This window comes from Agrobacterium sp. InxBP2 (assembly GCF_026191755.1).
Lineage (GTDB): Bacteria > Pseudomonadota > Alphaproteobacteria > Rhizobiales > Rhizobiaceae > Agrobacterium > Agrobacterium pusense.
Map to the genome: position 1 here is coordinate 82,787 of NZ_JAINDY010000021.1, position 21,935 is coordinate 104,721.

Consider the following 21,935-nt stretch of genomic DNA (forward strand, 5'->3'; position numbering starts at 1 on the left):
CGGGGCCGCATAGTCTTGTGATGGCTGTTAGTGGTTGTCGCGCGGCAGGCCCTTGGTCTGGGCGATGCGCTGATACTTCACGGCAGGTTCCAGGACCGCGCCGGTTTCCATCTGGCTGACGATGCCGCGCTGGATTTCCTGCCATGGCGTCTGGTGGTCAGGGAACTTGTAACCGCCCTGAGCCGTCAGCGCTTCATAACGCTTGGCAAGCTCTTCTCCTGAAATCAGGATATCCGCCTTGCCGCGGCCCACATCGATGCGGACGCGGTCGCCTGTCTGCAGAACGGCAAGGCCGCCACCTGCTGCTGCTTCAGGGGAAGCATTGAGGATGGACGGGCTGCCCGAAGTGCCTGACTGACGGCCATCGCCGATGCAGGGCAGCGAGTTGACACCTTCCTTCAGCAGATAATCCGGAGCGCGCATGTTCACGACTTCTGCCGCGCCGGGATAACCGATCGGGCCGGCACCGCGCATGAACAGGATGGTGTTGGCGTCGATCTTCAGCGACGGATCATCGATGCGGTGATGATAGTCTTCCGGACCGTCGAACACCACGGCACGTCCTTCAAAAGCTTCGGGATCGTTCGGGTTGGAAAGGTAACGGTTGCGGAACTCTTCCGAAATCACACTCGTCTTCATGATGGCGGAGGAGAACAGGTTACCGCGCAGAACGCGGAAGCCGGCGCGCTCCTTGAGCGGCTGTTCATAGGGGCGAATGACCTTTTCGTCCTCGATGATCGCGCCACGGCAGTTTTCGCCGATGGTCTTGCCGTTGACCGTCATGGCATCTTCCATGATCAGCCCCTGGGTCATCAGCTGGTTGACGACAGCAGGAACGCCGCCGGCATGGTAATAATCCTCGCCGAGATACTCACCGGCCGGCTGCAGGTTAACGAGCAGCGGTACGTCTTCACCATAGGTCTGCCAGTCATCCACTGTCAGCTCGACGCCGACGTGACGTGCAAGACCGTTCAGGTGGATCGGTGCGTTGGTGGAGCCGCCAATCGCCGAGTTGACGCGGATGGCGTTGATGAACGCATCCTTTGTCATGATGTCCGATGGCTTCAGGTCTTCCTTGACCATTTCGACGATACGCAAGCCGGTGAGGTAGGAGACTTCCTGACGATCACGGTAAGGCGCCGGGATGGCGGCGGAGCCGGGAAGCTGCATGCCCAGCGCTTCGGCAAGCGAATTCATGGTCGTCGCCGTGCCCATGGTGTTGCAATAGCCGGTCGACGGAGCCGAGGAAGCGACAAGCTTGACGAAGCCCTGATAATCGATCTCACCCTTCGCCAGCAGTTCGCGCGCCTTCCAGACGATGGTGCCGGAGCCGGTGCGCTCACCGCGGAACCAGCCGTTCAGCATCGGGCCGACGGAAAGGGCGATGGCCGGAATGTTGACGGTGGCCGCCGCCATGAGACAGGCAGGCGTGGTCTTGTCGCAGCCGATGGTCAGAACGACGCCGTCGAGCGGATAGCCATAAAGCACTTCCACGAGGCCGAGATAGGCGAGGTTACGGTCGAGACCTGCGGTCGGCCGCTTGCCGGTTTCCTGGATCGGGTGAACCGGAAATTCGATGGCGATGCCGCCAGCTTCACGGATACCTTCGCGCAGGCGGTTTGCCAGTTCCAGATGGTGACGGTTGCAAGGAGAAAGGTCCGAACCCGTCTGCGCGATGCCGATGATCGGGCGGTCGGACTGAAGCTCGGCCTGGCTCAGACCAAAGTTCATGTAACGCTCGAGATAAAGCGCGGTCATATCCGCATTTGCGGGGTTGTCGAACCAGGCGCGCGAGCGAAGCTTGCCTTGTGTTGCAGGCAGTTTGTCGGATGTAGTCATGATGCAGGTCTCCAGCCGGAAGTGGCCAACGGTAAAATATTACGAAATGCGACAAGCTTATGTTGTGCGCAAGGAAAATGGAATCAGCTTTCGGAGAACACGCATAACCGACAGAGCAGCGCCAGACGAGTGACCTGAAGCCGTTCTTCGGATTTAGCCGAATATTTTTCGGTATTTATGGTGATACCGGTGTCGCGCAACGGCCTCTCCCTCCCATGCCTTGCGGGAATGCGGCTAGCTCTTCGGCTCCCCGCTCCGCCTTTTATAAAGTCTCTTTATTTGTATTACTATTAGAGACAATCACCTTCTGTCAAGTCGCCTCTGAGGCCACGTCAAGCCAGTTCCGCAAGCGGAAGAATGAGGCTTTCTTTCGTTCAACCCATTGATTCATCGTATTTTATGGCGAATATTCACCGCAGTTCACCGAAACCAAATTGCGGAAAGGCTAAAAAATCGCTTTTCAAGAGTATTACTATATGCTCATAGTGATCATGTCACGCTGACATCATCTCTGGGAGGATTAAGATGAGAAAAGCTCTCGCGACAGTTACTGTCGCCGTTTCGCTGTGCCTTGCATCAAGTGTTTCCGCCAAATCGCTCACCGTCGGCTTCTCGCAGATCGGTTCGGAATCCGGCTGGCGCGCGGCTGAAACCACCGTTACCAAACAGCAGGCCGAGAAGCGCGGCGTCACGCTTAAGTTCGCCGACGCGCAACAGAAGCAGGAAAACCAGATCAAGGCCGTTCGCGGCTTCATCGCGCAGGGCGTCGACGCAATCCTGATTGCACCGGTCGTCGCAACGGGCTGGGATGCTGTCCTGAAGGAAGCCAAGGAAGAGAAAATCCCTGTCATCCTGCTCGATCGCCAGATCGAGGCTCCCGATGATCTTTACCTGACCGCAGTTACCTCGGACCAGGTCCACGAAGGCAAGGTTGCCGGTGACTGGCTGGTGAAGGACGTTGGTTCCAAGGATTGCAAGGTGGTGGAATTGCAGGGCACGACCGGCTCCTCGCCCGCCATCAACCGCAAGAAGGGCTTCGAGCAAGCCATCGCTTCGCACGCCAATATCAAGATCGTCCGCTCGCAGACGGGTGACTTTACCCGCACCAAGGGTAAGGAAGTGATGGAAAGCTTCATCAAGGCGGAAGGCGGCGGCAAGGACATCTGTGCGGTCTATGCCCACAATGACGATATGGCCGTTGGCGCGATCCAGGCGATCAAGGAAGCCGGTCTCAAGCCCGGAACCGACATCAAGGTCGTGTCAATCGACGCCGTGCCTGACATCTTCAAGGCCATGGCAGCCGGTGAAGCCAACGCCACCGTGGAACTGACGCCCGACATGGCCGGCCCGGCCTTCGACGCGCTCGAAGCGTATCTGAAAGACAAAAAGGCTCCGGCGAAGTGGATTCAGACCGAATCCAAGCTCTACACGGCGTCTGACGACCCGATGAAGGTCTACGAGGCGAAGAAGGGCCTGGGCTACTAAGCCATTCCTTGCAGAAACGGCGCGTGGATTGCGCCGTCTCTTTCTGTTGAGGAGAGCGAAACCTCTCCGATCCAGTCTGCAGAATGATCTCGTATGGAGCGGGCGCATGCCACTTGTTTCTTCTCCCCGTCCGGGGAGAAGTCCGCGGCAGCGGGATGAGGGGGCAAGCCTAGAGATATCAGGAGAGCTTGCCCCTCATCCGACGCTTCGGCCCACCTTTTCCCCGGCGGGGAGAAGAAATACGCCGCTCCCTGCCGATTGCTCTACCAAAACCCATTGGAATACGGAAACTGCTCATGTCCGAAACGGCCCCACTTCTGGCAGCACGCGCCATCGGCAAATCCTTTCTAGGGATCACGGCGCTGGATGGCGTCGACTTTGCGCTTGGGCACGGCGAAATCCATGCGCTGCTCGGCGAAAACGGCGCCGGAAAATCGACGCTGATCAAAATCCTGACGGGCGTCTACAGCCGCGGCAGCGGATCAGTCTTTCTGGAAGGCAGCGAAATCTCGCCCGCCAATGTGGGTGAGGCGCAGGCCCTTGGCATCGGCACCGTCTACCAGGAGGTCAACCTTCTCGAAAACCTCACCGTTGCGGAGAACCTCTACCTTGGCCGCCAGCCGCGGCGCTTCGGGCTGATCGACCGCAGCACGATGCAAAAGAATTCGCAGGCGCTGCTTGCCCAGTACGGCCTTTCCATTGACGTCAACGCCCTTCTCTCCAGCTATTCCGTCGCCATCCGTCAGATCATCGCCATCGCCCGCGCCGTCGATCTTTCCGGCAAGGTGCTGGTGCTGGACGAGCCGACCGCCAGCCTCGACGCTCATGAGGTTGAAATGCTGTTCGGCGTACTGAAAAAGCTGCGGGCGCGCGGTATCGGTATCGTAATCATCACTCATTTCCTCAATCAGGTCTACGATATCGCCGACCGGGTGACGGTGCTGCGCAACGGCCGGCTTGTCGGCACACGCGAAATCGGCAGCCTGCCGCGTTCCGAGTTGATATCGATGATGCTCGGCCGGGAACTTCAACAGATCACCCATGACCATCAGGCGACCGAAGAAACAATCGCCGAAGGCGAGCCAAGCATTCGCTTCGAAGGTTATGGCAAACGCGGCAGCGTCTCTCCCTTCGATCTCGGGATACGCCCCGGGGAAATCGTCGGCGTGGCAGGGCTTCTCGGCTCCGGCCGGACCGAAACGGCATTCCTGCTCTTCGGCATAGACCGCCCCGACACGGGCAAAGCAACGATCGACGGGCAGGCGGTGACGATCTCTTCTCCCGAGGCGGCGATTGCGGCCGGTTTCGGTTTCTGTCCCGAAGAACGCAAGACGGACGGCATCATTGGTGATTTCTCCGTGACCGACAACATCGCGCTGGCCCTTCAGGCCCGGCAGGGATGGGCGCGGCCGCTGTCGCGCCGGCAAAAGGCAGAGCTGGCGGAAGGTTTCATCAAATCCCTTGATATCCGCCCGGCCGACCCCGACCGGCCGATCAAGTTCCTGTCCGGCGGCAACCAGCAGAAGGCCATCCTGGCCCGCTGGCTGGCCACCCATCCCCGGCTTCTGATCCTCGACGAGCCGACACGCGGCATCGATATCGGCGCCCACGCGGAAATTCTCAAAATGATCGAAAAACTCTGCAGCGAGGGCATGTCGCTTGTCGTCATATCCTCCGAACTGGAAGAACTCACCGCCGTGGCGCATCGTGTCGTCGTGCTTTCCGACCGCCGGCATGTCAGCGAGCTGAAAGGCGGCGAAGTGACGGCCGACAATATCATGCGTGCGATCGCAGATGCGGCCAGAACGGAGGCGGCATGATGACGGCAGTCAATCGGCGTCTTAGAAGACTCGCACCGCAGCTTGCTGCGCTTTTTATCATTCTCGCAGCGATTACAATCATTTCGCCCGGCTTCCTCAATATGTCGTTTCAAAATGGCAGGCTCTATGGCAGTCTGGTGGACATTCTTGTGCGCGCCGCCCCCGTGGCGCTGCTCACCATCGGCATGACGCTGGTCATCGCGACCAAGGGCATCGATCTTTCCATTGGTGCTGTCATCGCCATCTGCGGCGCCGTCGCCGCCACGCTCATCAGCAATGGACATTCCATTCCCGCCGTCATCGCCATTTCGCTTGGCGTGGGAATTGTCTGTGGCCTCTGGAACGGCGTGCTGGTTGCCCTTCTCGACATACAGCCTATCATCGCCACGCTGATCCTCATGGTGGCAGGGCGCGGCATCGCGCAGCTCATCACCGAGGGCGTCATCCTCACGTTCAACAATGACAGCTTTTCCGCGATCGGCTCCGGCGCATTTGCCGGTGTGCCCCTGCCCGTCATCATCTGGATAACGGCCGCGCTCCTGATAGGCTTTCTCGTTCGCAAGAGCGCACTCGGTTTCCTGATCGAAGCGACCGGCATCAATCGCCGCGCAGCGGCTCTTGCCGGTGTAAGGGCGCGCTTTCTGCTGTTCTTCGTCTATGCCGTTTCCGGTCTTTGCGCGGCGATCGCCGGCATGATCGTGACGGCGGATATTCGTGGTGCGGATGCCAACAATGCCGGCCTCTGGCTGGAATTGGACGCCATATTGGCGGTGGTCATCGGGGGCACTTCACTAAATGGCGGCCGCTTCTCCATCACCGCATCGCTGATCGGCGCGCTCATCATCCAGACCATCAATACCGGCATCCTCGTCTCGGGCTTTCCGCCGGAATTCAACCTCATCATAAAGGCCGGCATCATCATGGTGGTGCTGACGCTGCAATCTCCGGCGATCATGGCCGTCCTCGGTTTCGTGAAAGCGCCAAAGCAGCACGCCAAAACCGCCACCAACGGTATGACCAAGGAAGGAACCGCGCGATGATCCACAGCCGCAACCTGCCCTTCCTCACCACGCTGACGATTTTCGTCGTCGCCTATCTTCTTTGCGTGATGCAATATCCGGCGATCTTTTCGACGCGGGTGATCGGAAATCTTCTTACCGACAACGCCTTTCTCGGCATAGCCGCCGTCGGCATGACTTTCGTCATCCTGTCAGGCGGCATCGATCTCTCGATTGGTTCGGTCATTGCCTTCACCAGCGTCTTTGTGGCCGTCCTGGTCGGCACCTATAACATCCATCCGCTGCTTGCCTTCGCCATCGTGCTTTTGATTTCCACGCTGTTTGGCTGCCTCATGGGCGCGATGATCCGCTTTCTCTCCATCCCGCCTTTTGTGGTGACACTCGCGGGCATGTTCCTGGCGCGCGGGGCTGCCTATCTGATCTCCACCCAGTCGGTGCCGATCTCACATCCTTTCATCGATGCGATACAGGGCTTTTATTTCCGCTTTCCAGGCGGCGGCAGGCTGACGGCGCTCGCCATGCTCATGCTTCTCGTCTTCGCCGCCGGCATGCTGATCGCAAGCCGCACGCGCTTCGGCGCCAATGTCTATGCGCTGGGCGGCAATCCGCAATCTGCCGAGCTGATGGGCGTGCCGATCGGGACCACCACCATTGGCATCTATGCACTTTCCGGCTTTCTCTCCGGCCTCGCTGGTATCGTTTATACGCTTTACACCTCGTCAGGTTACTCGCTGGCGACGGTGGGCGTGGAGCTGGACGCGATCGCTGCCGTCGTCATCGGCGGTACACTTCTGACCGGCGGCACGGGATTGGTCGCGGGAACCTTTGTGGGGCTTTTGATCCAGGGCCTGATCCAGACCTACATCGTTTTTGATGGAACCCTGTCCTCCTGGTGGACGAAAATCGTCATCGGCGTGCTGCTTTTCGTGTTCATCGTGTTGCAGCGCGCAATCATCTGGTATTCAAACAGGAGACTGGCCGGACCGCATCCGGCATAACGCAAACGGAGGCTTGCTTGGGGCTGCTCGAAACGACGATTAGCGGGCGAAAACGCCGGAACAGCCACGCGCATGTGGTTTCCGAACTCGGCAGCGCCATCGTCTCGGGCAGGATCGCCGAAGGCTCTCTGCTGCCCAACGATGCGGAGCTCTCCATGCGTTTCGGCGTCTCGCGCACGGTGCTGCGCGAAACCATGAAGACGCTGGCGGCCAAGCGGCTGGTGGAACCCAAGGCGAAGGTGGGTACCCGGGTGCTCGACCGTTCGAGCTGGAATTTCTTTGATCCGGATGTGCTGGGCTGGCGCTGCGAAGCCGGCATCGACCAGGAATTTGTGAAGCACCTGGCCGAAATTCGGCTGGCGCTGGAGCCGGCGGCGGCGGCGGCAGCAGCTCTCCAGGCCTCCAATGAAGACATTGTCTCGCTTTACGTCATCGCCGCAAAATTCGACAATCCGCAGCATACGCCGGAGAGCATCGCCAAGGTGGATCTCGAGTTCCATCTTGCCGTCGCGCATATGTCCGGCAATCCCTTCATGCGTTCGGCAAGCGGGCTGATCGAGGCGGCGCTTGCCATCTCATTCCAGCTTTCGTCACCGGCCGCCTCGCCCGGCACCATCGCGGAGATCGCATCCAACCACCTGCGCATTGTCCACGCCATCGCGGCGCGGGACGCGGATGCGGCGGTGAAGGCCATGCGGCATGTGATCGAAGTGGGCAAGGACCGGACGCAGAAGGCGATCAAGACGGTTTAAACCCGAAACCAGTCGTAGCGAAGGCGGGCCCACAAGAATGCAGGCCCATTCCTCTCGCCAGGTCCTCAGCCCTGCGATGCCTCTACCTGCGGCACCACGCCGCGCCGCGACGCCATCAGCGAGGCGCCGAGAAGAGCTGCGATGGCCACGAAGACGAACACCATGGTTGCGCCCTGGAGATCGATCAGCAGGCCGCCAAGAACCGCACCGCTGGAAATAGCGATCTGGAATGTCGTAAGCAGCAGCGCACCCGCGCTCTCGGCCTCATCCGAGGCAACACGCGTGATGAAACTCTGCACGCTGACGGGCAATGCGCCGAAGGCAAAACCCCAGGAGGCGATGGCAAGGCCCGCAACAACGGGAGATGCGCCGGCAATCACCAGGATGGAAGCCGATGCGGCGATCAGCGTTGCGGCGAAGGTCACCGCCCAGGCCGTGTTCTTTTCTGCAAGGAAACCACCGAAAAGATTGCCGAAGAAACCGCCGATACCGTAAATCAGCAGAACAAGCGAAATCGCCTCCACGCCAAGCTGCGGCACGTCTTCCAGGAACGGTCGGACATAGGTGAAGCCGGCAAAGTGGCCCGCAACGATAAATAGCGTCGTCAAAAGACCGATCCGGACCTGCGTTCGCTGAAGCAGCCGGAACATGGTGGAAAGGCCGGGGGCACCGGCCGGCGGCAGCGAAGGCACGGTGAGCAATTGCACGGCGAGCGCAATGACGCCGAGCACGCCGGCAACGACGAAGGCCGATCGCCAGCCGAGCGTCGCGCCAATCCACGCGCCCACCGGTGCCGCACACACGGTTGCGACGGAGACCCCGGTAAGGATGATGGCCATGGCGCGTGGCATTTTTTCAATCGGCACGAGCCGCAACGCCAGCGCCGCCGACATGGCCCAGAAGCCGCCAAGACCGATGCCCAGCAGGACGCGCGAGGCAAAGAGCATGAAAAGCCCATTGGCAAAGGCGGCCAGTGTGCTGGAGATTATCAGCAGCGTGGTCAGCCCCAGCAGGGTCCAGCGCCGGTCAATGCCGCGTGTGCCGATGACGACACCCGGGCCCGCAACCGCAGCGACCAGCGCCGTGACGGTTATGGATTGTCCGGCAATGCCGGAGCTAATGGAGAGATCGGCCGATAACGGCGTCAGGAGGCTGACGGGCCGGAATTCCGCCGTTACCAATCCGAAAACGCCGAGCGAAAGTGAAACCACAGCGGCCCATTTCGCATCCGGCTCGTGTCTGCGCGGCGTATATTCCAGTTCGTTTATGGTCCGGCTATTCATGAAAATCTCCTGATGCGCATTCCCGGAACGCGTCGTGAAACGGAAAGGGCAAGGCGAGGAAGCCGGTTGGGAGCCCCGCTTCGACGACTGCAAATCGATGCAAGCAGGCTATGCGTGACAGCCCGGCGTTTCCATGCTAGAAAATCCGTATTCCTTAACCAATCGTCCGAATATGCGAGATACCATGAACGATGCCCTGACGGAAATGTTGCGTGGCCTTAGGCTTGACGGTGTGGAATATGGCCGCTGCCGCATGGCCACCCCCTGGGCGACGGCTTTTCCCGAACAGGAGGCGGCGCGGTTTCATTTCATCGGCGTGGGGCAGGCGAAATTGCAAAAACCCTCGGGTGAATGGCTGACCCTGACATGTGGCGACGCCGTGCTTCTGCCGCGCGGGCATGCACATGTGCTGGCGAGCGGTGAAAAGGTGGCCCCTTCCCCCTTCGACCGGTTCGGCAAGAAGGAAGTGTGTCAGGGCATTTTCGACATGGAGTGCGCAAGTGCGGGTGGCGATACCGTGGCTTTCACCGCTTCGATGCGTTTCAACATGGATAACCTGCATCCGCTGCTGCAGCTGATGCCTGACGTGATGCTGACCAGCGATCTGGCCAAAAGCGATCCGGCCATACCCCATCTTCTGGAAGCCATGACGCGGGAGGTCGAGCTGAACCGCGTCGGCGCGGGTGGCATTCTGGCGCGGCTGGCCGATGTGCTGACTGCAACGCTGATCCGTACTTGGGTGGAATATGGCTGCGGCGATTCCAGCGGCTGGCTTGCCGCCGTGCGCAATCCCGAACTCGGCCGCGTGCTCGCCGCCATTCACCTCAACCCCGAAAAGGACTGGAGCGTGGAAGAACTCGCCTCCCTGATGGGCGCATCCCGCTCAAGTTTCGCGGAACGTTTCACCCGCGTGGTAGGAGAAAGCCCCGCGCGTTATGTGGTTCGGGTCCGCATGCATCAGGCGCGGCTGTGGCTGCGAGAGGGAATGCGGGTGACGCAGGCAGCCGAAAAGCTCGGTTACGATTCCGAGGCCTCTTTCAGCCGCGCCTTCAAACGGGTAATCGGCGCACCACCCAGCCAGTTCCGCAGGAAAGATGCGGCAGGGCTGGAGGATGCGGCTTAAGACGCGCCCTCTCGGCGGATATCACAGACTTGGCGGAAATTATGGGAAAGGATCTTTATCCGCTCCACCGCATCTTCCTCATCGGCGGCCGGCGGCGGTCTTTCCTCGATTGTGCGGTGATCCGGTTACTCATCTTTTTTTCTTGATTTGTTCCTATTGGCCGCAAAGAGTCAAACAGCAGTTGGCGCTCTTCACCAGTTCGTACGGGAAGAGAGGATTCTGGCCTTGCGGCTATCTGTTGCACCGTTAAAACGGAATGATCCGTTTGCCACCTGTTACCCTGACAGACCGGGCGACGGGCATCAGGGTTTGGAGGAACCGATGATGATCGCCAGCTTTCTGATCGCCGTGATCGCGGCAATTCATATTTACATCGTCATCCTGGAAATGCTGCTTTGGGAGAAGCCTGCCGGTCGCAAGGCCTTCGGTCTTTCCGCGGATTTTGCCCGGCAGACGAAAGTGCTGGCCGCCAATCAGGGTCTTTATAATGGCTTTCTCGCAGCGGGGCTGACCTATGGGCTCACGCAGGGTGACGACGGGCTGAACTTCAAAGTCTTCTTCCTGAGCTGTGTGCTGGTGGCCGGTATTTTTGGCGCCGTGACAGCCAATATCAAAATCCTGTTCATTCAGGCATTGCCGGCATTGTTTGCGCTCGGCTTCCTCTGGATCGGAGTATGAACAAATGACCGCATGGAACGATACGTCCGCAAGAGACGCTCTCAACCGCATCTTCATGACCGCAGTCGCCAGCGCCGATCCCTCTAAAGTGTTGCAACAACACCTGCCCTCCCCGCCTAGAGGGCGGTGTGTGGTGGTTGGCGCAGGCAAGGCTTCCGCCGCAATGGCCGCAGCGCTTGAAGCGGCATGGCCAAATGTCGATCTTTCCGGCGTGGTGGTGACGCGTTACGGCCATGCCGTCCCGACCGGGCGCATTGAAATCATCGAAGCCTCGCATCCGGTGCCGGACGACAGGAGCGCCGAAGCCGCAAAACGCATTCTCGCCGCCGTTGAAGGGTTGACTGCAGACGACATGGTCATCGCGCTGATTTCCGGCGGTGGTTCGGCGCTGATGGTCTCACCCGCCGAGGGAATGACGCTTGCGGACAAGATGGCGGTCAACCGCGCTTTGCTTGCCAGCGGCGCCACGATTTCCGAAATGAACGCCGTGCGCAAGCACCTCTCCCGCATCAAGGGCGGGCGACTGGCGCTGGCCGCCAAACCGGCCAGGGTCGTTTCCCTGCTGATCTCCGACGTGCCGGGCGACGATCCCTCGGAAATCGCCTCGGGCCCGACGGTCGCCGATCCGAGCGATATTGAAACCGTGCGGGAAATCGTTTCCCGTTATGCGCTCGATCTTCCCGAAAATGTGCGCAAAGTGCTGGAAAAGGGCGAGGAAACCCCGAAGGCCGGCGATATCGCGGAAGATATCCGGCTCATCGCCGCCCCCTCGCTCGCCTTGCAGGCGGCAGCGGATGAGGCGGTGAAGCTTGGCTTAACGCCGCTCATCCTCGGGGATTCGCTGGAGGGTGAATCCAGGGATGTCGGCGCGGTCATGGCCGGTATCGCGATTTCCGCCCGCCGCAAGGGCCTGCCACTCAAAGGCCCGGCCGTTTTGCTTTCCGGCGGCGAAACCACGGTTACGATCGGCAAGGGGCCGGCCGGCAAGGGCGGCCGCAACACGGAATTCCTGCTGAGCCTTGCGCTGACGCTCAAAGGTGCTGATGGCATATGGGCCATTGCCGGCGATAGCGACGGCATAGACGGAGTGGAGGATGCCGCGGGCGCCGTGGTGACGCCGGACACACTTGCCCGTATGCGCGCAGCCGGCGTCGATCCGCGCCAGTCACTCGTGAGCCACGACAGCTATACGGCTTTCAGGGCGGCAGGAGATCTTGTCGTGACCGGCCCAACGCTCACGAATGTCAATGACATCAGGGCGATTTTGATCGGCTGATAGCGGGGCATTGGCAGAGACTACTGAGCTTCCGGCACGTGCTCGTAGAGGAGCACGTTTTGACTATGCTCTCGGACAGGAGTAATCTGGCGAGATATCCTTTGGAGCCTCAGCCATGCGTCCTGGAGTGCTCATACTTGGCTTGGCCATCGCCCTTATCCCAGCTTTGGCGGATGCCCATAATTGCAAATGCCGAAATCGCGGTGTCATGTTTCAGCTCGGCCAGACGTCCTGCCTCAGAGTCGATGGCGGGTCCTATCTGGCCCGCTGCGATATGAAACTCAACGTTTCCTCCTGGACCAAAATCCAGGACGGCTGCCCCGTGACGCAACGCGTGGAGTCGATATCGTCCAGCGCTTATCACTGAGTTTTGTGCCCCAGTCTATGAAGGGCTAGCACATCAGCTTTTTTCTTCTCCCCGTGGCGGGGAGAAGAAATACGCTGCAACTCGCCTCAGAGCTTCACCCAGCCACCGTTCTTCTTGCCAGACTCGATGCAGGCCGTAACAAAGGCGACACCCTTTACGCCATCATCGACGGTCGGGTAAATCACGGCCTTGTCGAGCACCGAGCCGGTGCGGCGGGCTTCGATGGCATGCGCCGCCTCGGTATAGATCGTTGCGAAGGCTTCGAGATAACCTTCCGGGTGGCCGGAAGGGATGCGGGTGACGCGTGCTGCGGCAGCCCCTGCCCCGGCACCGCCGCGGGTGATCAACTGCTTCGGCTCGCCAAGCTTCGTGAACCAGAGATAGTTCGGGTCGGCCTGCGTCCATTCGATGCCGGCCTTGTCACCATACACACGAACTTTCAGCCCGTTTTCGTGGCCGACCGCAACCTGGCTGCACCAGAGCAGCCCCTTTGCCGGCTGCTTGCCACCCTTCGGCTTGAAACGCAGCATCACATGCGCATTGTCGTCCAGCCGGCGGCCTTCGACAAAGGTATGCACATCTGCCGCCAGTTCGTCGACTTCCAGACCGGAAATGAAGCAGCCGAGATTATAGGCATGCGTGCCGATATCGCCTGTGGAACCACCCGCACCGGATTGGGCCGGGTCGGTGCGCCAGACAGCCTGTTTGGCACCCGTCTGCTCGATGGGTTCCGCCAGCCAGTCCTGCGGATACTCCATCTGCACCAGACGGATCGTGCCGAGAGCGCCCGATTCCACCAGTTCCCGTGCATGCCGCACCATCGGATAGCCGGTGTAATTATGCGTCAGGATGAACAGCGCATCGGCCTTGTCGGCGACGTCCTTCAGCTTCTTCGCGTCTTCCAGATTGGAGGTCAGCGGCTTGTCGCAGATGACATGGATGCCACGCTCCAGAAACGCCTTCGCCGCCGGATAATGCACGTGGTTGGGCGTGACGATCGCCACCGCCTCTATGCCATCCTCGCGTAGCGCCTCCTTTTCGGCCATCTCCTCGAACGAGCCGTAGCAACGCTCGGGATCGAGCCCCAGTTCACGGCCGGAGGCGAGGGATTTTTCCGGGGTCGAAGACAGCGCCCCTGCCACGAGATCGAAACGATTGTCGAGCCGCGCCGCCATGCGGTGAACACCACCGATAAAGGCACCAGAACCACCGCCCACCATGCCGAGGCGAATCCGCTTGTTCGCCTTGTCGGTTGTCTTTCCTTCAATAGCCATAATGTTTCCTCTGCAATGCTCTCAAAGCCCAAGCATACGGCGGTTGGCCGCATCGTCGGTGCCACCAGATGCAAAATCGTCAAAGGCCTTTTCCGTGACGCGGATGATATGCGCCTTGACGAATTCAGCCCCTTCGCGGGCACCATCTTCAGGATGTTTCAACGCACATTCCCACTCGACCACAGCCCAGCCATCGAAATCATTGGCGGCCATTTTCGAGAAAATCGCACCGAAATCGACCTGCCCGTCGCCCAGCGAACGGAAGCGGCCGGCCCGTTCCACCCAGCCGTGATAACCGCCGTAAACGCCCTGCCGTCCGGTCGGGTTGAACTCCGCGTCCTTGACATGGAACATCTTGATGCGGTCTTTGTAGATATCGATATTATCGAGATAATCGAGGCATTGCAGCACGTAATGCGAGGGGTCGTAGAGCATGTTGGCACGGGGGTGGTTCTTCACCCGTTCCAGGAACATCTCGAATGTGACGCCATCATGCAGATCTTCACCGGGGTGGATTTCATAGCAGACATCCACACCCTGCTCATCGGCATAATCGAGGATCGGCGTCCAGCGTTTGGCAAGTTCGTCAAAGGCTGTTTCTACAAGACCGGCCGGGCGTTGCGGCCACGGGTAGACGAAAGGCCAAGCGAGCGCGCCGGAAAAGGTCGCATGCGCCTTGATGCCGAGATTTCTGGAGGCTTTCAGCGCAAACTTCACCTGCTCCACCGCCCATTGCTGACGCGCTTTCGGGTTGCCACGCACTTCCGGTGCGGCAAAACCGTCAAAAGCCTCGTCATAGGCTGGATGAACCGCAACAAGCTGGCCCTGCAAGTGGGTGGAAAGCTCGGTCACTTCCACACCGTTCTGGCGCGCGACACCGGCGAATTCGTCGCAATAGTCCTTCGATTCCGCCGCTTTTTTGAGATCGATCAGCTGCCCGGCCCAGGTCGGCACCTGCACGCCAGCATAGCCCTTTTCCGCCGCCCATTTGGTAATGCTGTCCCAGCTGTTGAAGGGGGCCGCATCACCGGCGAACTGACCGAGAAAAAGACCCGGTCCCTTGATCGTTCTCATAAAAATCTCCTCCTGCATCGATACAGTTACGCGGTAACCCCGCTTTGTTCCCAATCGCCAAGCTAACCGCTCGTGATTTTCAGACAAGCCCCAAAAGCGAAGGGGCAAGAGAATTTCAGCATTTCATCAAGAACATCTGGGCACTTAAAGCGCCAGTCCGCTCGCCCTGTCGAAGACGTGCACGCGCTCATGGTGCACGGTGGCGGCAAAGGGCGTGTTGACCTTCACCGGCTGCTCACCATCCACCAGTGCCGTGACTTGATCGCCCGCCAATTCGAAGACCACATGGGTCTGCGCGCCGGTTGGCTCCACCAGCACCGTTCTGCCGGTAAGCGAGATATCTCCCCCAATCGCGGAACCGATATGTTCGGGGCGAAGCCCGATCGTCACGGGCTGGCCGCGCTTAACCTTGCGGGAGGCGGCAATGCGGATCGCGGTTCCGTCCTTCAGCCGGGCGGCGGGCTGGTCACCCTCGCCATCCACCACGCCTTCTATGAGGTTCATCGCGGGCGAACCGATGAAGGCGGCGACGAAGAGATTTGCCGGCGTCTTGTAAAGCTCAAGCGGTGTGCCCTGCTGCTCGATGCGGCCGTGATTGAGCACCACGACCCGGTCGGCCAGAGTCATAGCCTCGATCTGGTCATGGGTCACATAGATGGAGGTCGTGCCGACCTTCTGGTGCAGCGCCTTGATTTCGCTGCGCATCTGCACGCGCAGCTTGGCATCCAGGTTGGAAAGCGGCTCGTCGAACAGGAAGACGGCGGGGTTGCGAACGACAGCGCGACCCATGGCGACACGCTGGCGCTGACCGCCGGAAAGCTGCGAAGGCTTGCGGTCCAGAAGCTTGCCGAGATCAAGCATACGGGCAGCTTCGGCAACACGCTCTTCAATGACGTTTTTCGGCTGGCCGGCAAGCTTCAGATTGAAGCCCATGTTTTCAGCCACCGTCATATGCGGGTAAAGCGCGTAGGACTGGAACACCATGGCGATGTTGCGCTCGCGCGGGGTCATGCCGTTGACCACCTTGTCGCCGATGAGAATATCGCCATCGGTGATTTCTTCCAGCCCAGCGATCATGCGCAGCAGGGTGGATTTGCCGCAACCGGAAGGGCCGACCAGCGCGATGAATTCTCCATCAGCAATATCGAGCGATATGCCGTGAATGACATCGAGCGCGGCATAGGACTTGCGGATCTCTCTAAGTTCGACGGAAGCCATATTTTGCTCCTTTCACGTCACGATTTGACGGCACCGGCCGTCAGGCCCGCGATGATGTGTTTCTGTGCGAGGAAGAAGACGATGACGGTCGGCAGGATCGTCAGCGTGATGAAGGCGAGAACGAGCTGCCACTCCGTGCCGAATTCGCCGCGATAAACCATGATGCCGAGCGGCCAGGGATATTTCGATTCCGAATTCAGCATGATCAGCGGCAGGATGTAGCTGTTCCAGCTGCCGACAAAGGAAACGATGCCAACGGTCGCCACGATCGGCCGCGAAAGCGGCACGGAAATATGCCAGAAAAAGCGCAGATAGCCGCAGCCATCCACAAAGGCCGCCTGAAACAGCTCGTCGGGCAGATTACGGAAGTAATTGCGGAACAGGAGAATGCTCATGCCGAGGCCAAAGGCCACCTGCGGCAGCACCACGCCCCAATAGGTATCGAGCAGGCCCAGATCGCGAATGCGGATGAAGAGCGGCAGAATGGCTGTGGCCGCCGGGAACATCAGCCCGAGCAAGAAATAATTGAGCAGGAAAGACGAGCCAAAGAACTTCACATGCGCGAAAGTGAAGGCCGCCATGGCCGAAACTGTCAGCGTCAGGAACACCGTCAGCAGTGCGATGACGAGCGAATTGAAAATCTGCAGCCAGTAGCGTTTGCCAAGCAGGATATCGCCGTAATTGGCCCATTGCCATTCGGCCGGAATTCCGAACGGGTTAACGCGCAGGTCTCCCAGCGTCTTGAAGCCACCGAGCGCCGTCGTGAGAAGCGGGATGAGCACGATGGCTGCAATCAGGCTCAATGAAATATAGAGATAAAGCTTGGTTTGCAGCGGCATGCGGACGGAAGTGGATGTATCAGTCATGGCGCATGAAAATCCTTTTGTAACCGAAGGCGAGCGTCACGCAGATGACGAAGAGAACGACGCCAACCGCACTGCCAAGCCCGACCTGCATGCGCATGACGCCGTAGGTGTAGAGGAAGGTGACCATGGTCTGCGTGGAGTTGGACGGACCACCGCCGGTCAGCGGCATGATCATGTCGAACAGCTGCAGCGAGCCGATGACCGCGAAGAAGACGGAAAGGCGCACCGTGGAGCCCAGCATCGGCAGCGTAACGTAACGGAATTTCTGCCATCCGGACGCGCCGTCGATTTCGGCCGCTTCCAACACGTTCTTGTCGACGGATTGAAGGCCGGCGATGAACAACATCATGTGGAAACCGAAATATTTCCAGACGATGACGCCGAGCACGGCATAGATCGCCACATCCTTGTCAGCCAGCACATAGGGATTGGCGAAACCGAAGAAATTGGAAATGGCGGCAAACAGGCCATAATCGCCATCATAAACGAAACGCCAGATCAGGCCCGCCGCGACGTCAGCCAAAACGTAAGGCAGGAAGAATACCAGCCGGAAAGCGACGACACCGGGAATACGGTGCGCCAGCATCATGGCGAGCCAGATGGCCAGCGGAATCTGGATCAGGATCGAAATGAGAATGATGAGGCCGTTATTGATCAGGGCCTGTGAGAATGCGGCATTGCCGAAAAGCACCTGGAAATTCTTCAGGCCGACAAAATCGGTCGGCGTGCCGTAGCCGTTCCAGCGGTAAAGGCTGTACCACGCCGCCTCGCCCATGGGCAGGATGACAAACAGGGTAAAGAGCAAAAGTGCGGGCGGCAGGAAGACCAGAAGGGTCAATGCCCGGTCATGCGCCACCGAACTTTGCTTGCGCCTGGCCTTTGCCGCGCCGCGCGCCGGTATGGACGCAGAAGTCATGGAAATATCCGTCATCTCTATCCGCTTTCATGGAGGCAGATAAGCAGCGCCGCACATTCGCGGCGCCGCCATGGAAACCAGATCAGCGCAGTTCGAATGCGTCCTGAATCTGCTGGGCACCCTCTTCGGCAGTCATCTGGCCGGAAACGATCTCAACCGAGATATCGTTGACGACACGACCGACGGCAGCGCCGAGCGTCTGGTCGAAGAAGTTCTGGTGCCAGGTGGAAGCAGCCAGCTGCTTGGCGGAATCCGCCAGCAGCGGGTTCTTCACCGCACCGGCAGCCCCTGTGGCAACCGGCAGGATCATACCGGCGGTCGCCATTTTCTCTTCGCTTTCCTTGCTGGTCAGGAAGGTGGCGAAATCGACAGCCTCCTTGGAGGCGTTCTTGGTGAGCGCCCAGCCGTTCAGGCCGCCCAGAGTGTCTGTAGCTTTGCCTGCGCCGCCTTCGACAACTGGGAAAGCGAAGCGACCGATATTCTCAGGGGCCAACCCCTTGCCGTCGCCGGCATTCTTGCGCTGGTTCGCTTCGGTATTGTCAAAGCCGAGAATGATTGCGGCCTTGCCATCGCCAAAGACGCCCAGTGCCTGTGGCCAGGTTGCACCAAGATACCCCGGCTGGAAGGGTTCGAGCTTGCCGAACTCGGCCAGTTGCTCACCCGCCTTGATAATCGCCGGATCCATAAAGCCTTCGCCTTCACCCTTGCGGGCCGCGTCAAACACGGCCTGGCCGCCATTGCGCATCACGAGATAGCTCCAGTAGAAGTGGATCGGCCATTTCTCACCGCCGCCACCTGCAATCGGCACGATGCCGGCGTCTTTGATCTTCTTCACCGTCGCGCTGAAGTCCGCCCAGGTCTTGATGTCTTCGGCCTTCACACCGGCCTTGGCGAAAAGCTCCTTGTTATAGAAGAAGCTGACGAGGCTGACACGATAAGGTACGGCCCAGACCTTGCCGTCGAAAGACAGGCCGTCAATTGCGGATGCGTTATAGGCCTGGCGCAGCTTGCCGCCATCGGCGTCGAAAACCTCGGTCAGATCCTTCAGCGCACCGGTTTTGGACTGTTCCTCAAGAACGCCGCCGCCCCAGCTATAGAAGAAGTCCGGAACATCGTTCGATTGCAGCAAGGTCGGCAATTTTGCCTTGAAGGCTTCGTTTTCGAGGAACTGCAGTTGAACATCCACATCGGGGTGCTTGGCCTCGTATTCCTTGGCAATTTCTTCCCAGACAGCCACGGATTTCGGGTCCAGCTCAACATGCATCCATTTAACGACCGTCGCGGCCGAGGCGCTTGCTGCGCCGAGCATGAGAGCAATGCTTGTCGTTGCGGCAAAGCCTGTCAGCCTGCCGCTCAGGCTTGCGCCTGCGTGCCAAATCGTCATGATGGTGATCCTCCCTCGGGGATTTCCTCATTTATTCCCCAATGCGGATTAATTCACATTAGCCCTCGCCCAATGTCAAGGCACTATGCCGATTTTTTGCGCGAACAGCTTGACACACCCCTCCCCTACACCGTTATTTAATCCGCAACCCGACGTAAATCGGTTCTCGAACCGGCATTGATCGCAGCAGGACCCCATGAAGACCGCAGACCCCGAACTAATGCGCGCGATCAACAGGCTGAGCGTGCTGGACAGCATCCGCCGACATGGGCCCATTTCCCGCGTTGAGATCAGCGAACGCACCCAGCTTTCCACCACGACCGTTTCCGCCATTACCGCCTCACTTTTGGATGACGGGCTCATCCTGACCCGGCACCTGGGCGATATCCGCACCGAAGGTGGGCGCGGCAGGCCGCGTGTGATGCTGGAGCTGAACCCGGATGCCGCCCGCGTTGTGGGCGCCAAGATTGCCGCAAACCGCATGGTCTTTGTCGTCACCGATTTTTGCGGCAATGTACTCTCCACGCTTGCCTTGCCGATCCGGGTAGACCGCCAGCCCATAGGCGTCATCGCCGATCTCGTGGAGGACGGCGTAAGACGTTGCGTCGTCGATGCCGGTCTATCGCTTGAGGATGTGGATATGGTCTGCCTCGGCCTGCCCGGCGTCATCGAACATCGCACCGGCAAGATTCGAAGCAGCCCGATTTTGCGGGAAGTGAATGTTAATTTCGCTGAGGAAATGACGGCACGGCTGAATTCGCCGACCATTATCGAAAGTGACGCCCACGCGATCACGCTTGCCCATCACTGGTTCGGCCATGCGCGCGATCTCGAAGACATGGTGCTGATTTCGCTGGAACAGACGCTCGGCCTTGGCGTGCTGCACCAGAACCAGCTCTTCCGTGGCGCGGGCGGTCTCAGCCACAATCTGGGTGACCTCGTGATCGGCCTTGCCAATGAAGGCACGGTGCGGCTGGCGAGCCAGGCCGGTGAAAACGCGATTTTGGGCTCCCGCCCGGCGGATGGGCGTTTTGCCGAAGCGATCCGGCTCGGCCGTGGCATGCAACATGCTCATGCGCTGATTGCGGCCGAAGATCACGACCTCATTACGGCCGCCTTGCGAGCCGGTGCCGCCCTCGGCCTGACACTAGCCAATATCGTCACGCTGTTTGCGCCACCACGGGTCATCATTACCGGCTCCAGCCTCGAACTTGGCGAACCGTTCATCGCCAGCATTCGCAACAGCTACAATGCCGCAGTGCCGCCATCTCTGGCCGGTGTGGCGGAACTGGTTTTCGATGTTGCAAGCGACGAATTGTGGGCGCAGGGGGCCGCGGCCGTTGCACTTTACGAACTTTACGAATCGCCATGGAACACGACCGGGCCAGCGCTCTAACCCGCAGGGGTGAGCACAGGCCAAGGCATTTCTGATTTACGGGAGGATTTTATGAACAAAGTCGGCATCGGCATCATCGGCTGCGGCAACATTTCCAGCGCCTATCTCAAGGCCATGGCTTCGTTTCCCATTCTCGACATTCGCGGTCTTGCGGATATGAACGAGCAGGCGGCAAAGGCCCGCGCCGACGAATTCGGCCTCCAGGCGACAAGCATCGACGCACTTCTCGCCGATCCCTCGGTGGAGATCATCGTCAACCTGACGATCCCCAAGGCGCATGTGGAAGTGGGTCTGCGCGCGCTGGACGCCGGCAAGCACGCCTATTCGGAAAAACCGTTGGGCATCAATTTCGCCGAAGGCAAACGCCTTGCGGACGCGGCAAAGGCAAAGAGCCTGCGCATCGGTTCGGCTCCGGACACCTTCCTCGGCGGCGGGCACCAGACAGCGCGCCGGTTGATCGACGAGGGTGTGCTTGGCCAGCCCGTGGGCGGCACCGCCACCTTCATGTGCCCCGGCCATGAACGCTGGCACCCCAACCCAGCTTTCTATTATGAGGTTGGTGGCGGGCCGATGCTGGATATGGGACCCTATTACATTACCGATCTCGTCAACCTGTTTGGCCCGGTCGCCAGGGTGGCGGGTTTTGCCATTGCCCCCCGCAACGAACGCCTCATCACAAGTGAGCCAAAGAACGGCGAAAAGATCCCCGTTCATGTCGCCACCCATGTGTCCGGCGTGCTGGCCTTCGAGAACGGCGCCGTTGTGCAGGTGGGCATGAGCTTCGATGTCGCCGGCCACAAACATGTGCCGCTGGAACTCTATGGCACGGAAGGTACGCTGATCGTCCCCGACCCCAACCATTTTGGCGGCGAAGTGCAATTGTTGAAGAAGGGCGGACAGTTCGAGCCGCAGACCCTGTCTTCGCCCTATGCAGACGGAAATTACCGTTCGATTGGCGTCGCCGACATGGCCTACGCCATCCGCGAGAACCGTCCGCACCGCGCCAATGGCGATCTTGCCCTCCACGTGCTGGAAGTCATGGAAGCCTTCCAGACGGCGTCAGATAGCGGCACGACCGTTTCCATCACCACCAAGGCGGAACGTCCTGCTCCGCTTGAAACATCGCTGGTCGACGGCCAGCTCGGCAAATAATCTCGAGGAGGAAAT

Annotated in this window: 19 protein-coding genes; 11 read left to right on the plus strand and 8 right to left on the minus strand. The window is 59.7% G+C overall.

Features of this window, described 5'->3' with window-relative positions:
• Positions 1–27: 27 nt before the first annotated feature.
• Entirely contained in the window at positions 28–1,839 is a 1,812-nt protein-coding gene (locus K7A42_RS04335) for an IlvD/Edd family dehydratase (protein ID WP_004438887.1), read from the minus strand.
• A 525-nt stretch (positions 1,840–2,364) separates the two neighbouring features.
• Between K7A42_RS04335 and ytfQ the strand changes: the two genes are divergently transcribed.
• The 5 genes from ytfQ (at position 2,365) to K7A42_RS04360 (ending at position 7,913) form a co-directional block, all read left to right on the plus strand.
• Entirely contained in the window at positions 2,365–3,324 is a 960-nt protein-coding gene (ytfQ, locus tag K7A42_RS04340; protein WP_004438884.1) for a galactofuranose ABC transporter, galactofuranose-binding protein YtfQ, read from the plus strand.
• 296 nt (positions 3,325–3,620) lie between these two features.
• Positions 3,621–5,144 (plus strand): sugar ABC transporter ATP-binding protein, encoded by a 1,524-nt coding sequence (locus K7A42_RS04345; RefSeq protein ID WP_282454894.1) that lies wholly within the window; start codon positions 3,621–3,623, stop codon positions 5,142–5,144.
• Positions 5,144–6,184 carry an ABC transporter permease gene (locus tag K7A42_RS04350; RefSeq protein ID WP_282454895.1) on the plus strand — a complete coding sequence of 347 codons (1,041 nt, stop codon included), beginning with the start codon at positions 5,144–5,146 and terminating at the stop codon, positions 6,182–6,184. Before K7A42_RS04345 ends, K7A42_RS04350 begins: the two co-directional genes overlap by 1 nt.
• Entirely contained in the window at positions 6,181–7,161 is a 981-nt protein-coding gene (yjfF, locus tag K7A42_RS04355; RefSeq protein ID WP_006697252.1) for a galactofuranose ABC transporter, permease protein YjfF, read from the plus strand. Before K7A42_RS04350 ends, yjfF begins: the two co-directional genes overlap by 4 nt.
• Positions 7,162–7,178: 17 nt before the next feature.
• Positions 7,179–7,913 carry a FadR/GntR family transcriptional regulator gene (locus tag K7A42_RS04360; protein WP_006697251.1) on the plus strand — a complete coding sequence of 245 codons (735 nt, stop codon included), beginning with the start codon at positions 7,179–7,181 and terminating at the stop codon, positions 7,911–7,913.
• A gap of 65 nt (positions 7,914–7,978) precedes the next feature.
• Here the strand turns inward: K7A42_RS04360 and K7A42_RS04365 are convergent, their stop codons facing one another.
• Positions 7,979–9,196, minus strand: coding sequence for an MFS transporter (locus K7A42_RS04365; RefSeq protein ID WP_282454896.1), 1,218 nt, complete (start codon positions 9,194–9,196; stop codon positions 7,979–7,981).
• A gap of 184 nt (positions 9,197–9,380) precedes the next feature.
• Between K7A42_RS04365 and K7A42_RS04370 the strand changes: the two genes are divergently transcribed.
• From K7A42_RS04370 to K7A42_RS04385, 4 genes are all read left to right on the plus strand, one after another.
• Positions 9,381–10,319 carry an AraC family transcriptional regulator gene (locus tag K7A42_RS04370; RefSeq protein ID WP_006697249.1) on the plus strand — a complete coding sequence of 313 codons (939 nt, stop codon included), beginning with the start codon at positions 9,381–9,383 and terminating at the stop codon, positions 10,317–10,319.
• A 324-nt stretch (positions 10,320–10,643) separates the two neighbouring features.
• Positions 10,644–10,997: a DUF1304 domain-containing protein gene (locus tag K7A42_RS04375; protein WP_035208332.1), complete on the plus strand. Its 354-nt coding sequence runs from the start codon at positions 10,644–10,646 to the stop codon at positions 10,995–10,997.
• Between the two features lie 4 nt (positions 10,998–11,001).
• Positions 11,002–12,273, plus strand: a complete 1,272-nt coding sequence (locus K7A42_RS04380) for a glycerate kinase type-2 family protein (protein WP_022563718.1) — start codon at positions 11,002–11,004, stop codon at positions 12,271–12,273.
• Positions 12,274–12,388: 115 nt separating this feature from the next.
• Entirely contained in the window at positions 12,389–12,640 is a 252-nt protein-coding gene (locus tag K7A42_RS04385; RefSeq protein WP_282454897.1) for a hypothetical protein, read from the plus strand.
• 86 nt (positions 12,641–12,726) lie between these two features.
• On the opposite strand, the gene K7A42_RS04390 is transcribed toward K7A42_RS04385, so the two are convergent.
• The 6 genes from K7A42_RS04390 to K7A42_RS04415 all read right to left on the minus strand — a co-directional run bounded on the left by K7A42_RS04390 (position 12,727) and on the right by K7A42_RS04415 (position 19,372).
• Entirely contained in the window at positions 12,727–13,914 is a 1,188-nt protein-coding gene (locus tag K7A42_RS04390) for a Gfo/Idh/MocA family protein (protein ID WP_035208184.1), read from the minus strand.
• 21 nt (positions 13,915–13,935) lie between these two features.
• Positions 13,936–14,988, minus strand: coding sequence for a sugar phosphate isomerase/epimerase family protein (locus tag K7A42_RS04395; protein ID WP_282454898.1), 1,053 nt, complete (start codon positions 14,986–14,988; stop codon positions 13,936–13,938).
• A 144-nt stretch (positions 14,989–15,132) separates the two neighbouring features.
• A complete protein-coding gene (locus K7A42_RS04400) occupies positions 15,133–16,206 on the minus strand; it encodes an ABC transporter ATP-binding protein (protein WP_037093274.1) in 1,074 nt (357 codons plus the stop codon).
• A 17-nt stretch (positions 16,207–16,223) separates the two neighbouring features.
• Positions 16,224–17,072, minus strand: a complete 849-nt coding sequence (locus tag K7A42_RS04405) for a carbohydrate ABC transporter permease (RefSeq protein ID WP_022563716.1) — start codon at positions 17,070–17,072, stop codon at positions 16,224–16,226.
• The gene (locus tag K7A42_RS04410; protein ID WP_004438845.1) at positions 17,065–18,003 is read right to left on the minus strand and encodes a carbohydrate ABC transporter permease; all 939 of its coding nucleotides are present in this window, start codon (positions 18,001–18,003) and stop codon (positions 17,065–17,067) included. The genes K7A42_RS04405 and K7A42_RS04410 overlap by 8 nt, the downstream gene beginning before the upstream one ends.
• Positions 18,004–18,070: 67 nt before the next feature.
• Positions 18,071–19,372: an extracellular solute-binding protein gene (locus tag K7A42_RS04415; protein ID WP_034498157.1), complete on the minus strand. Its 1,302-nt coding sequence runs from the start codon at positions 19,370–19,372 to the stop codon at positions 18,071–18,073.
• Positions 19,373–19,568: 196 nt separating this feature from the next.
• Between K7A42_RS04415 and K7A42_RS04420 the strand changes: the two genes are divergently transcribed.
• Complete coding sequence (locus K7A42_RS04420; protein WP_004438840.1) at positions 19,569–20,768, plus strand: ROK family transcriptional regulator; 1,200 nt, start codon at positions 19,569–19,571, stop codon at positions 20,766–20,768.
• A 51-nt stretch (positions 20,769–20,819) separates the two neighbouring features.
• Positions 20,820–21,920, plus strand: coding sequence for a Gfo/Idh/MocA family protein (locus K7A42_RS04425; RefSeq protein WP_064263014.1), 1,101 nt, complete (start codon positions 20,820–20,822; stop codon positions 21,918–21,920).
• The last annotated feature ends 15 nt before the right edge of the window (positions 21,921–21,935 follow it).

Bases quoted from the DNA above. Each gene is read 5' to 3' on its own strand.
- K7A42_RS04400 (WP_037093274.1), bottom strand. From the start codon at position 16,206: ATGGCTTCCGTCGAACTTAGAGAGATCCGCAAGTCCTATGCCGCGCTC.
- K7A42_RS04370 (WP_006697249.1), top strand. From the start codon at position 9,381: ATGAACGATGCCCTGACGGAAATGTTGCGTGGCCTTAGGCTTGACGGT.
- K7A42_RS04350 (WP_282454895.1), top strand. From the start codon at position 5,144: ATGACGGCAGTCAATCGGCGTCTTAGAAGACTCGCACCGCAGCTTGCT.
- K7A42_RS04420 (WP_004438840.1), top strand. From the start codon at position 19,569: ATGAAGACCGCAGACCCCGAACTAATGCGCGCGATCAACAGGCTGAGC.
- K7A42_RS04375 (WP_035208332.1), top strand. From the start codon at position 10,644: ATGATCGCCAGCTTTCTGATCGCCGTGATCGCGGCAATTCATATTTAC.
- K7A42_RS04390 (WP_035208184.1), bottom strand. From the start codon at position 13,914: ATGGCTATTGAAGGAAAGACAACCGACAAGGCGAACAAGCGGATTCGC.
- K7A42_RS04385 (WP_282454897.1), top strand. From the start codon at position 12,389: ATGCGTCCTGGAGTGCTCATACTTGGCTTGGCCATCGCCCTTATCCCA.
- K7A42_RS04345 (WP_282454894.1), top strand. From the start codon at position 3,621: ATGTCCGAAACGGCCCCACTTCTGGCAGCACGCGCCATCGGCAAATCC.
- K7A42_RS04395 (WP_282454898.1), bottom strand. From the start codon at position 14,988: ATGAGAACGATCAAGGGACCGGGTCTTTTTCTCGGTCAGTTCGCCGGT.
- K7A42_RS04425 (WP_064263014.1), top strand. From the start codon at position 20,820: ATGAACAAAGTCGGCATCGGCATCATCGGCTGCGGCAACATTTCCAGC.
- K7A42_RS04380 (WP_022563718.1), top strand. From the start codon at position 11,002: ATGACCGCATGGAACGATACGTCCGCAAGAGACGCTCTCAACCGCATC.
- K7A42_RS04405 (WP_022563716.1), bottom strand. From the start codon at position 17,072: ATGACTGATACATCCACTTCCGTCCGCATGCCGCTGCAAACCAAGCTT.
- K7A42_RS04335 (WP_004438887.1), bottom strand. From the start codon at position 1,839: ATGACTACATCCGACAAACTGCCTGCAACACAAGGCAAGCTTCGCTCG.
- yjfF (WP_006697252.1), top strand. From the start codon at position 6,181: ATGATCCACAGCCGCAACCTGCCCTTCCTCACCACGCTGACGATTTTC.
- K7A42_RS04415 (WP_034498157.1), bottom strand. From the start codon at position 19,372: ATGACGATTTGGCACGCAGGCGCAAGCCTGAGCGGCAGGCTGACAGGC.
- K7A42_RS04365 (WP_282454896.1), bottom strand. From the start codon at position 9,196: ATGAATAGCCGGACCATAAACGAACTGGAATATACGCCGCGCAGACAC.
- ytfQ (WP_004438884.1), top strand. From the start codon at position 2,365: ATGAGAAAAGCTCTCGCGACAGTTACTGTCGCCGTTTCGCTGTGCCTT.
- K7A42_RS04410 (WP_004438845.1), bottom strand. From the start codon at position 18,003: ATGACGGATATTTCCATGACTTCTGCGTCCATACCGGCGCGCGGCGCG.